The sequence below is a fragment of the Collimonas sp. genome (genome assembly GCF_044339385.1).
In the GTDB taxonomy this organism is placed as follows: domain Bacteria; phylum Pseudomonadota; class Gammaproteobacteria; order Burkholderiales; family Burkholderiaceae_D; genus Collimonas.
Genome location: NZ_JBIIVN010000130.1, coordinates 1 through 7,399 on the forward strand (window position 1 = coordinate 1; position 7,399 = coordinate 7,399).

At 56.2% G+C, this 7,399-nt stretch carries 9 protein-coding genes and 1 pseudogene; 4 read left to right on the plus strand and 6 right to left on the minus strand.

Annotated features, from left to right (window positions below):
• Positions 1-94 precede the first annotated feature (94 nt).
• The 5 genes from ACIQ0R_RS09725 to ACIQ0R_RS09745 all read right to left on the minus strand — a co-directional run bounded on the left by ACIQ0R_RS09725 (position 95) and on the right by ACIQ0R_RS09745 (position 4,078).
• Positions 95-1,267, minus strand: coding sequence for a calcium:proton antiporter (locus ACIQ0R_RS09725; RefSeq protein ID WP_395826618.1), 1,173 nt, complete (start codon positions 1,265-1,267; stop codon positions 95-97).
• 143 nt (positions 1,268-1,410) lie between these two features.
• On the minus strand, positions 1,411-2,022 hold the full coding sequence (locus ACIQ0R_RS09730; RefSeq protein ID WP_395826620.1) for a hypothetical protein: 612 nt from the start codon (positions 2,020-2,022) through the stop codon (positions 1,411-1,413).
• Between the two features lie 7 nt (positions 2,023-2,029).
• Positions 2,030-2,992, minus strand: a complete 963-nt coding sequence (gene dapA / locus ACIQ0R_RS09735; RefSeq protein ID WP_395826622.1) for a 4-hydroxy-tetrahydrodipicolinate synthase — start codon at positions 2,990-2,992, stop codon at positions 2,030-2,032.
• A gap of 50 nt (positions 2,993-3,042) precedes the next feature.
• The gene (locus ACIQ0R_RS09740; protein WP_395826624.1) at positions 3,043-3,345 is read right to left on the minus strand and encodes a hypothetical protein; all 303 of its coding nucleotides are present in this window, start codon (positions 3,343-3,345) and stop codon (positions 3,043-3,045) included.
• Positions 3,346-3,676: 331 nt separating this feature from the next.
• Positions 3,677-4,078 carry a YXWGXW repeat-containing protein gene (locus tag ACIQ0R_RS09745; RefSeq protein ID WP_395826626.1) on the minus strand — a complete coding sequence of 134 codons (402 nt, stop codon included), beginning with the start codon at positions 4,076-4,078 and terminating at the stop codon, positions 3,677-3,679.
• 551 nt (positions 4,079-4,629) lie between these two features.
• Here ACIQ0R_RS09745 and ACIQ0R_RS09750 point away from each other — a divergent pair.
• Positions 4,630-4,919, plus strand: a pseudogene (locus ACIQ0R_RS09750) (DUF1304 domain-containing protein).
• Between the two features lie 15 nt (positions 4,920-4,934).
• Here the strand turns inward: ACIQ0R_RS09750 and ACIQ0R_RS09755 are convergent.
• Positions 4,935-5,129 (minus strand): hypothetical protein, encoded by a 195-nt coding sequence (locus ACIQ0R_RS09755; RefSeq protein WP_395826632.1) that lies wholly within the window; start codon positions 5,127-5,129, stop codon positions 4,935-4,937.
• Positions 5,130-5,191: 62 nt separating this feature from the next.
• Here ACIQ0R_RS09755 and ACIQ0R_RS09760 point away from each other — a divergent pair, with 62 nt between their 5' ends.
• The 3 genes from ACIQ0R_RS09760 to ACIQ0R_RS09770 all read left to right on the plus strand — a co-directional run bounded on the left by ACIQ0R_RS09760 (position 5,192) and on the right by ACIQ0R_RS09770 (position 7,078).
• Positions 5,192-5,494 carry a 4a-hydroxytetrahydrobiopterin dehydratase gene (locus ACIQ0R_RS09760; protein WP_395826628.1) on the plus strand — a complete coding sequence of 101 codons (303 nt, stop codon included), beginning with the start codon at positions 5,192-5,194 and terminating at the stop codon, positions 5,492-5,494.
• Positions 5,495-5,544: 50 nt separating this feature from the next.
• A complete protein-coding gene (locus ACIQ0R_RS09765) occupies positions 5,545-6,315 on the plus strand; it encodes an SDR family oxidoreductase (RefSeq protein WP_395826634.1) in 771 nt (256 codons plus the stop codon).
• An 85-nt stretch (positions 6,316-6,400) separates the two neighbouring features.
• A complete protein-coding gene (locus ACIQ0R_RS09770; RefSeq protein WP_395826630.1) occupies positions 6,401-7,078 on the plus strand; it encodes a DUF1223 domain-containing protein in 678 nt (225 codons plus the stop codon).
• Positions 7,079-7,399 lie beyond the last annotated feature (321 nt).

Genomic DNA, 7,399 nt, shown 5'->3' on the forward strand with positions numbered 1-7,399 from the left:
CTGCCAGTATTTAGATGACTGGCTCACTGAGCAACATCAGGAAAAACAGGCGGCATAAAAGCCACCTGTTGGAAGACGAAAAATCGAGGGAAGCTCAGACGGCAAAAATTACCAGGTGGACCGTACCTTGCATGACGGTTGTGCGGCCAGTACCGAGCGAGAACATGGCGACGATCAATGAAAGTAGCAGGAGTACCGTCGATTTGATATCCAGGCCGAGCGTCAAGGTCCAGCCGGTAGAGAGCGAGACGATGGCCGCCGCCGGAATGGTCAGGCCGATACTGGCCAGCGCCGATCCCAGCGCCAGGTTGAGGTTGGTTTGCAAGCGATTGGCGCGTGCCGCCCGCACTGCCGCCAGCCCCTCTGGCAATAGCACCACGGCGGCAATGATGATGCCGACCAGCGTTTTCGGCGCGCCGAGGCTGGCGGCGGCGGTTTCCAGCGTCGGTGCCAGCGACTTTGCCAGCGACTTTGCCAGCGACTTTGCCAGCGACTTTGCCAGCGACTTTGCCAGCGACTTTGCCAGCGACTTTGCCAGCGACTTTGCCAGCGACTTTGCCAGCAGAACCACCGCTCCCAGGCAAACAAGCAGCAACACGCCGCTGATCACCGCCACTTTTACGGAAGGCGGTTCGGCATGCACGTTCTCATTATTGATGGCTTCTTCTGGCAGAAAGTAATCTCGGTGTCGCACCGTCTGTACCAGTACGAATGTGCCGTATAAAATCAAGGAGATGATGGCAATGAAAGTTAATTGACTCGGCGTGTAGAAGGGCCCTAGCGCACTTGAGGTGTAGTTCGGCAGCACCAGCGTCAATACTGCGATGGCCGCCAATGTGGCGAGCGAAGCACTGACCCCTAGCAAGCCGAAACTTTGTTCTTTATGGTGGCTGGCCCCCACCAGAAGGCAGATGCCGACGATGCCGTTGAGGATGATCATGATGGCGGCAAAAACGGTATCGCGCGCCAGCCCTGTGGTTTCTTCACCACCGGCCAGCATCAGCGACACGATCAGGGCCACTTCGATTAACGTCACCGCCAGTGCCAGCACCAGAGTGCCGTAGGGCTCACCGACCCGATGCGCGACCACTTCTGCATGGTACACCGCGGCCAGCACGCTGCCGAGCAGGCCGATTACCAATAATATTGTGTAGGCGCCGCCAAAGTTAAAACCGGCACCGCCGAGAAAAAGCCAGCCGGCAATCGGCGCTGCAACGGACCAGACAGGAAGGGAGAATGAAGTTTTTGAAGTTTTTGAAGTTTTCACACATTGATTTCACACGTACCCGACGTTTTTGCAAGTATTGATTAATTGTTATTTGTGCGTCGATGTTTTTTATTGGGACATTTAGTAGGTCATTGAGTGGCGTGTGAGTTTTCGCCCGAGTTGGCAAGCCCGGCTTGGGACGATCAGGTGCATGCCGCGGCGCAGCCAGCATAGACGGAGTGATGCAATGCACCGATCGAAGCGTCGCTGCGTAGGTTTGCAGACAATTGCAGAAACCGGACATTGCCGATTCGCTCGGAAATCATCGAAATCAGCGCTTGCCCGGTCGGTCCGTACATGTCGTCAATCAGCAGCAACAACGGTAAATCCGGGTTCCCGTTTCTGGCGGCTTGGATGCTGGGCAGCAGTTGCCAATCGAGGTGCGGCTGGCTGCACTGGATCGCCAATACCGCCAACTGCGCTGCCGCCAGCACGGCGAGTGAAGTGTCATCTTCCAGTTGCGGCATATCGACGATGATATCGTGATAGCAGGTTTGGGTCGACTCCAGCTCTGCCGCAATTTCTGTAGCAGCTACTTCGCGCAATTCCGCCCCGGTTTTGATGGCTTTTGTCAGCCAGTTGTCGGGCGCGTCAGTGTCCTGCTGCCGGTTGTTCCGTAACGTGCTCGTATTCTTGCAAATAAACAGCACATCGCGACCAGCCCGCGCCCGATGCCGGGCGATCAAGGCTGCCACCGAATTAAATGGATCGGACGGCGCAGCCGAAGGTGTCTGGGATGAGAGGGTAAGGATCATGTGGCATTCATCTCACCAGCCCCAACCCGAACCCCAACCGTCTGGATTCGTCGGTGGTGTGTGCTTCAGCTTCTGGCCTACCATTTTTTTCCACGGCTGGAATCGCCATCGTTTTTTCCAGCGTCCTGGCCAGTTTGATCATGCCGCTTGCTGACATAAGCGTCATCGGTAGCCGTAATTCGTTCTGTAGCAGCCCTTGCATAGTCAGCGCCGCTTTCAGTGGCGCCGGATTCGGCTCTGAAAACAGGACCTGTATCAAAGGCAGAATTTGCTTGAACAAGCTGCGCGCAGGCGCGATTTTTCCATCGCGAATCAAGTCGTTTAAGTGAACAAACAAATCGGGACGAATGTGGGCAGCAGCGGAAACCGCGCCGTGACCACCAAGGCAAAGGGTACTGAATAGCATCGCATCGTCTCCGCACAAGATGCGTAGCCCGGTCCGATTAATCAACGCTGTGGTCTGCGTCAGATTGCCGCCGCATTCCTTGATGGCCACCACATTGGCGCAGCGCTGTAACGCGATCGCAGTGCTGACATCGATATTGACGCCAGTCCGGGACGGAACGTTATACAGCATGACAGGGCTTTCTGCGACGGCAGCGATAGCTTCAAAATGCAGGCGTATTCCTTCCTGCGAGGGCTTGACATAAGATGGCGCGGAGATCAGGAATCCTTGCGGGCGGAGCGCATTGAGGCGTATCACCTTTTCTGTGACAGCGCGCGTATCGCTGCCGCTGACGCCCATCGCCACCGGGCATCGGCTCTGTGCTGCCTCCATGACCGCGCACAGCATCTTATCCTGCTCATTTTCGTTCAGCGTTGCGGCCTCGCCAGTGGTGCCGCACACTACCAGACCATGTATGCCCGCGCCGGACAGCCCTGCAGCTAGTTGCTGAGCGCTGTAAAGATCGAGCTTTCCCTGGCGGAAAGGCGTGACGAGAGGAACCCAAATACCTTCAAAGATGGTCATGGTTTTTACGCGAAATGTGAGTGGCTTTTGTATGTGTTTGTGAGCCTCAATCAGGTCAGCAGAAGTGGCGAAATGCGTCCGAATTCAGCTTGCGGAAGCGATCGCAGGATATTGCCGATTACGGCATCGACGGCAGTCTTGCTAAGGCACAGCCAGAATTTCATTTTGGTTGCGTGGTCGAGCGGCTTGATGCGCATGTAGACCAGCAGCTCGCCACAAGTGCTGACAATGACACGCCGCAACTCAGAAACCGACGACATCTCTACGGTGACGCACATCATGAAATCTGTTTGTGTCGTTAGAGATTTGCCGCGCTTGGAAGCCACCTGGTTGCGCCAGACAGATGCTTCCATTGCCGTGAATTCTTGATCAGGAAGAAAATAATCACGCCATGCCGATGCTGAAATTAGCTGATTCATAGAGGATGCCTGCGGGCCGTTTTGGTCAATGCAGATTAGCAGGCTGGACGTAAATATTTTCTAAAAAGGCATGGTCAACTTGTAAACGAGGAGTAAAAGCGTGGGCTTTGCGAAGGCTTCGGAGTGGCCATGATCGCGGTATTCAATGTCGCGTGCCTGATCTGTCGGGCTATTTTTGGGCGCCCAACGATGGGGGCCGGCACAGCAATCCCACACCGGCTTTAGATTGCTGGAACGAACCGGTATTGGCTGCGTTGCCGCAGGCTCAGCGGAACGCCGCCAGTGGGTCGTAACGCCTTTCTGCGCCATCATCCTGGCCCTTTGCCGCCACTCCGGATTGGATGAAATTGACTGAAGCGAGTCGCCATCGGCCGCGTTGCAGCTTCCAGCCGTGGATGACTTTCTGCCATCCGGGATGCTGATACTGCTGATCGGGCTGATCCAGTTCCCAATGACCCGCTTGCCACACATACCAGCCGCCGACATAGTTCCAGAAACCGGGACTCCACACCATGCCGGCCCGCGGGCTGGGCGCGACCTCATATTTGGATGGCGGCGGCGCATTTTTGAGGACAACGCTGATGTCGTCGCAGGCCTTGGCAGGCGACGAGATGAAGCTTGAAAACCGTCCGGTGAGGATGGCGGCGATGCTTGGTGGATGTGTCAATCTGCGCTCCTGACTGTGTTCATTGATGTTGATTGTACGAAGCTAGGAGGCGCGGAATGTGTCCCGTGCATTTGCTTACATTTTTCACATTTCACTTACAGGCAGAATCTGTTAATCCGATCATCGGCGCGACATCGGCAGTATCCGATTTCGCTATGAAAAATCGATTTCGTTTATGGCGATTTGCGTATGGCTCGCTGGGTTGAACATGTTGCAAATAGCTTAATTTGAGATGTCGTAAAGTGATGAAAATGGCACATTTCAACTAATCCGGCGCCGAAATATTGCGCGCATGTTTCGTACTGTTTCCGTCGCGGTGATGTGCCATAGCTTTTAGCGCATGAATGTGGGAATATTGCTGAAAGGCATGCTATCGTTTGGCCTTGCCGGAACATATTCGCGGCACGCTGGAATAGTCCGTTCCTGTTGTGTACGACATGCGCCGGCACGATGACAACAACAAATAAAAAAGAGAGTTCATTTTGAATGCAATCGTCAACTTGCTAATCGCGCTGGTCGCTTTGTTGCATGTTTATTTTCTGGTCTTGGAAATGTTCCTGTGGGATAAGCCTCGCGGGATCAAGGCTTTCGGTCTGACTCCGGAATTCGCCGCCGCATCGAAGGTCCTGGCCGCGAATCAGGGCTTGTACAACGGTTTCCTGGCGGCTGGACTGGCCTGGGGCATTTGCCTGGGAGCGCCAGGTTTCTCGATCAAGGTTTTTTTCTCGCCTGCGTAATCGTCGCCGGAGTCTTCGGCGCGCTTACAGTCAGCCGTAAGATATTGTTTATTCAGGCCTTGCCAGCCGGGGTTGCGCTGGCTTTGCTGTTCATGCCCGGCTAGATCGCCTGGCTTGATTTATTTAGCCGGGGCTGGCGCTGTTGCATGCGCTGCGGCGGCTTGGCCTGCTGCCTTTTTGTTGGCCGGATGGCGCCCCGCCACGCAGCCGCCAACCGCCCCAATGACAGCGTGATGGCCAGCGTAGTGGCCAGCTACGGCAGCGCCTTTGATGCAGCCTTGGGCGCTGGCGGCATCGAATTTCGGTTTGCAGATATCTTTTTCTCATTCTGCCTCTTCCGGTTATAGAATTGAAGTTTTTACGAACGGATATTGCAATGTCACACTCTGCCCACATCGGCGCCGCTGCCGCGATTCAAGGCCTTGACGGCTGGGTTGCTGTTGATGGCCGCGATGCGATTCAAAAGACTTTTCTGTTTGCCGATTTCAACGCCGCCTTCGGTTTCATGGCTCAGGTGGCGCTGTTGGCGGAAAAAATGGATCACCACCCGGAGTGGTCAAACGTCTACAACCGCGTAGTCGTCCTGCTAACCACCCATGACGCCAACGGCGTCACCGATCGGGATGTGCGCCTCGCCCAATTCATGGAGCGTTTGGCCAACGCTGTAGTAAAAAATTGAATAGTGAAAAAGTGAATAAGCAAGCACCCAACTGGCCGCCGTCGGCCGCTATGACGCAAGCCGCGGTGCTGATTACCGGTGCCGCCAAACGGGTTGGCAGAGTGATCGCCCAACGTTTCGCGCAAGCCGGCTATGCAGTCGTGGTGCACTATGGCAGTTCGCAGCAGGAGGCACTGGATACGGTACAGGCAATAGAGGCGGGTGGTGGCGTTGCGTTCTCCCATCAGGCCGATCTGCAAGTTCCCCAACAACTGACGGCGATGATTGCGGCAGCATACGAGAGATTTGGCCGGCTCGATGTGATGGTCAACTGCGCTGCGATTTTTTTTCCCGATACGCTGGCTGATTTTGCCTTGGAAGATCTGGAGCGCTCGTGGCAAGTCAATTGCCGCGCACCGTTGCTGCTGACCCAGGCTTTTTACCGGCAAGCGGCGCAGCGCGGTCAGCAAGGCGTGGTGATCAACGTGGTGGACCAGAAGGTGAAGGCGAATTTTCATCCGGAAGATTTCAGCTACACGGTGGCCAAGGCGGTGCTCGGCAACCTGACCGCGATGCTGGCGCTGTCGGCGGCGCCGGTGCTGCGCGTGAATGCGCTGTATCCAGGGCTGATGACGCCCAGCGGCGACCAGACCCAGGCCGATTTCGAGTATTCCTCGGGCCGTTCGACGCCGCTCGGCTACATCGCCCCGACCACCGAAATCGCCGACGCCATCCTGTTGTTGACCAGGCAATCTTTTGATGGCGCGGAATTCGTCGTCGATGCCGGCCAGAACCTGGTGCGGGTGGAGCGCGATGTCATCAACCTGTACCGCGCGCCATAGGAGGAGGGCGCCGAGAGCGGATGGATTTTGTAAGGAAGTGGCGCGCAGCGCGACTAAGCTTTACATGACCAGCCAGGAGACTCAGGTGCCCATCTTCATCAACTTTACTAAAACTCTCACCCTGGGCGCGCTCGCGTTCGGGCTTGCCGCAGGCGCCCATGCCGCCGACTATACGGCGCAGAGCCCGGCCAACCGGGTCGCGCTGGTCGAGCTGTATTCCAGCGAAGGCTGCAGCAGCTGTCCGCCGGCCGACCAATGGCTCTCCAAGCTGGGCGCCCAGGCCAAGGCTGATCGGGTGGTGCCGCTGGCCCTGCATGTCGACTACTGGGACAATCTCGGCTGGAAGGACCGCTTCGGCGATCGCCGTTTCACCGCGCGCCAGCAGGAACTGGCGGGCTATGCCAAAACCAGCTTGGTGTACACCCCCGAAGTCTTTGCCGGTGGCCGCGAGCTGCGGCGCTGGAGTTCCGGCAGCGCTTTCGATAGCACCATAGACAAGATCGTCGCGCAGCCATCGCCGGCCGATATCGCGATCAAACTGTCCGGCACCACGCCGCGCAGCTTCGACCTGGCGACCAGCTTCAAGCTGCGCCAGGATTCCAAGGATGGCCACGACGCCTATGTCGCGGTATATGAAAACAAGCTGGTGTCGAATGTCGCCGCCGCCAACCTGCGCGCCGACCGCTTCGGCATTGTCGCCTTTGTGCAGAATACGAACAGCGGTGAGGTGCTGCAAGTGGCAAGGCTGGCGGTCGATCACTGAGAATTTCATAGAAAGCGAAAAACCGTCACCGATTTTCGTCGTGCACGATACACATAGCTAACTGGGGTCAGAGTGAGGTGTCCCGGTTTTGTTGGACAGGTTAATTAAGCACATTACTGCGGTACGTAATGCAGACGTTGCTCTATTGTGGGAAGCGTACGAGTTCCTTGAGCGCAATGCATTTGTTCTTTGCACTGGAGGGTGTGCTGGATTTTGTGTAAACGGAATTTCGTTTAATTCGGCTTCATCCGTTCTTCAAACTGGATAGTGAAGCGGTTAAGTGCTCCCTTCCAGTCCCGCAATGGCATCGTCCACTTCTTG